The sequence below is a fragment of the Mesorhizobium sp. M7A.F.Ca.ET.027.03.2.1 genome, from assembly GCF_003999175.1.
Classification (GTDB): domain Bacteria; phylum Pseudomonadota; class Alphaproteobacteria; order Rhizobiales; family Rhizobiaceae; genus Mesorhizobium.
In genome coordinates this window covers 1-2,375 of the sequence record NZ_RZOM01000967.1, presented here as the reverse complement: position 1 = coordinate 2,375, position 2,375 = coordinate 1, and the positions used below count along the sequence as shown (strand labels likewise).

The 2,375-nt window shown below is 61.2% G+C and carries 3 protein-coding genes; 1 reads left to right on the top strand and 2 read right to left on the bottom strand.

Going from position 1 to position 2,375, the window contains the following annotated elements:
• The coding region (locus EN750_RS29735; RefSeq protein ID WP_348629634.1) for a biotin/lipoyl-containing protein at nt 1-318 on the top strand (318 nt) is incomplete at its 5' end.
• 89 nt (nt 319-407) lie between these two features.
• On the opposite strand, the gene EN750_RS29730 is transcribed toward EN750_RS29735, so the two are convergent.
• Nucleotides 408-1,529, bottom strand: a complete 1,122-nt coding sequence (locus tag EN750_RS29730; RefSeq protein WP_127398874.1) for an ABC transporter substrate-binding protein — start codon at nt 1,527-1,529, stop codon at nt 408-410.
• Between the two features lie 392 nt (nt 1,530-1,921).
• Nucleotides 1,922-2,188, bottom strand: coding sequence for a sel1 repeat family protein (locus EN750_RS29725; protein WP_013532614.1), 267 nt, complete (start codon nt 2,186-2,188; stop codon nt 1,922-1,924).
• Between the last annotated feature and the right edge of the window lie 187 nt (nt 2,189-2,375).

Genomic DNA, 2,375 nt, shown 5'->3' with positions numbered 1-2,375 from the left:
GTGTTCGAAGGCGCCGTCGGCTACACCTTCGCCGTGCCGGACCCGTTGGCACGGGCCGATGAGGCGGCGGCAAGCACCGGCAGCCTGCGTGCGCCGATGCCGGGATTGGTCAAGCTGGTGCGCGTGGGAAAAGGCGATACGGTGATCAAGGGCCAGCCGCTGCTGATCCTCGAGGCGATGAAGATGGAGCACACCATCGCCGCGCCGCATGACGGCGTGATCGCCGAGATCGCCACAGAGGGCGCACAGGTCACCGACGGAACGGTGCTGGTGCGGTTCGTCGAGGAGCACAACGCCGCGACCACAGCAGTGAGCTGACGGTTCGGAAGGCCACGACAGGGGAAGCAAAAAAATGGCCGGGATGAACCCGGCCATTTCTCTATGCCATCCAGTCGCCAGGGTGGCGATTACTGCGCGATCGGCGCGTATTTGCCGTCATGCCACTGGTTGATGTCGTAGCTGGCATTCTTGAGGTCGCCCTTCTCGTCGAAGGTGACATCACCGACAACGGTGCTGATCGGCGTACCGTTCTTCAACGCTTCGGCAACCTTGGCCGGGTCGTCGCTGCCGGCACGCTTGATGCCTTCGGCGAAAGCCTGGATGGTGGCGTAAGAGAACAGCGTGAAACCCTCCGGCACGAAACCGCCGGCCTTGATCTTCTCGACGGCTGCCTTGGCTTCCGGCTTTGCCTGCGGATCCGACGGGAAGACGAACATGGTGCCCTCGCCGGCCGGGCCGGCAACCTGCCAGAATTCCGGCGAGGCGATGGAGTCCGGCATGATCAGCTGGAACTTCAGGTTCTGTTCCGCCGACTGACGCAGGATCAGGCCGGCTTCAGGATGGTAGCCGCCGAAATAAACAACGTCGGCTTTCAAATCCTTGAGCTTGGTGACGAGAGCCGAATAGTCCTTCTCGCCAGCGTTGATGCCGTCATAATAGACCTCCTTGAGGCCGCCGGCATTCATCGTTGCCCTGACGGCGTCAGCCACGCCCTGTCCGTAGGCGCTCTTGTCATGCAGGACGACGACATTCTTGCCGGCAAACTTCTTGGCGATCCATGGGCCGATGAAGGCGCCCTGCGCATCGTCACGCGTGTAAAGGCGCATGATCGTCGGCCAGCCGGCCTTGGCTGCCGCATCGGTCAGCACCGGGTTTGACGAGGCCGGGCTCATCATCAAGGCGCCGGCTTCGGCATAGACAGCCGAGGCCGGAATGCTGGAACCCGAGCAGGCATGGCCGTCGATGAACTTGACGCCATCGGCGACGACGCGGTTGGCAACCGACACGGCCTGCTTGGGATCGCATTGGTCGTCTTCGATGCTCAGCTTGATCTGACGACCGTCGACACCGCCCGCGGCGTTGATCGCATCGGCGGCAGCCTGTGCGCCCTGCTTGAACTGATCGCCGATGGTGGCGAGCTGTCCTGTCATCGGGCCCACCACCGCAAAGGTGATGTCGTCTGCGAGTGCGACCGGCGTGCTCAACATCAGGCCGAATATGGCCGCGTTCAAAATATTCAATTTTTTCATGATGGTAGAACTCCTCCACTCACGCGCGGCCGCCCCGGCCGCGCTTCTTCCAGAGAGGCCGGACAATTTCACCCTTCATTGAGCCTGTCTAGGCGCATTGGCGCCGCTCGATTGGGCCTGCAAGACGTCATCCACGCAAAAAGCCACGCCAGCCTTGTTCCGGCTGGTCGCGGCTTTTTTGCCCGTCGAGCAATCTCCAGGCGCCCCCGCGCCTAAAAATCCGCTCAGCTTCCCTGTGTCGCGCACGACTGGGCCTTGCGGCCTGCCGCGTTCTTTCCCTTGCCTTCGTGACCGTCTTGCGCGGCCTTCAATTTCGCCGGGTCTGGCCGTCTGTGCGGCCTTGATCCCGGAGCTTCCCTGTCTTCGATGGATCTGTCTGCGATTGGCAGATTTCAGTGCATGGTCATCCATTCGCGGGCTTCGCGCAGCGCCGTGGCGATCTCGACCTTCGACATGGCGGCCGACAGTTCCGAGCGCAGCTCGGCGGCGCGGGCCGAGCCCTTGATTGCGGCGATGTTGAACCATTTGTGGGCGGCAACGACATCGGTCTCGCAATCGCGGCCGGTCGCATACATCATGCCCAGTTCGAAAAGGATGTCGGCCTGAGCAGTTGCTCCCATGGCGCCGAAACCTGCTTCAAGCATTTCAAAACGTGCCATTTCAATCCCCTGTTTTCCGGCCCTGTCAGGCTCCCGAGAGCTGCCTTCTTTCGTCTTGCCGGCTGCTCTTCCGATGCTTTCGAGAATGCCGTGCAGGCTTGAATCCGTCGTTAAATGGCGTGCTTAATTTGAGGAAAACAAAGCTAAAACAAGAGGTAAACGCCGAAATTCGTTAAGGATACAAACC

Excerpts from the sequence above, each read along its gene's own strand:
- EN750_RS29730 (WP_127398874.1), bottom strand. The coding sequence starts at position 1,529 with ATGAAAAAATTGAATATTTTGAACGCGGCCATATTCGGCCTGATGTTG.
- EN750_RS29725 (WP_013532614.1), bottom strand. The coding sequence starts at position 2,188 with ATGGCACGTTTTGAAATGCTTGAAGCAGGTTTCGGCGCCATGGGAGCA.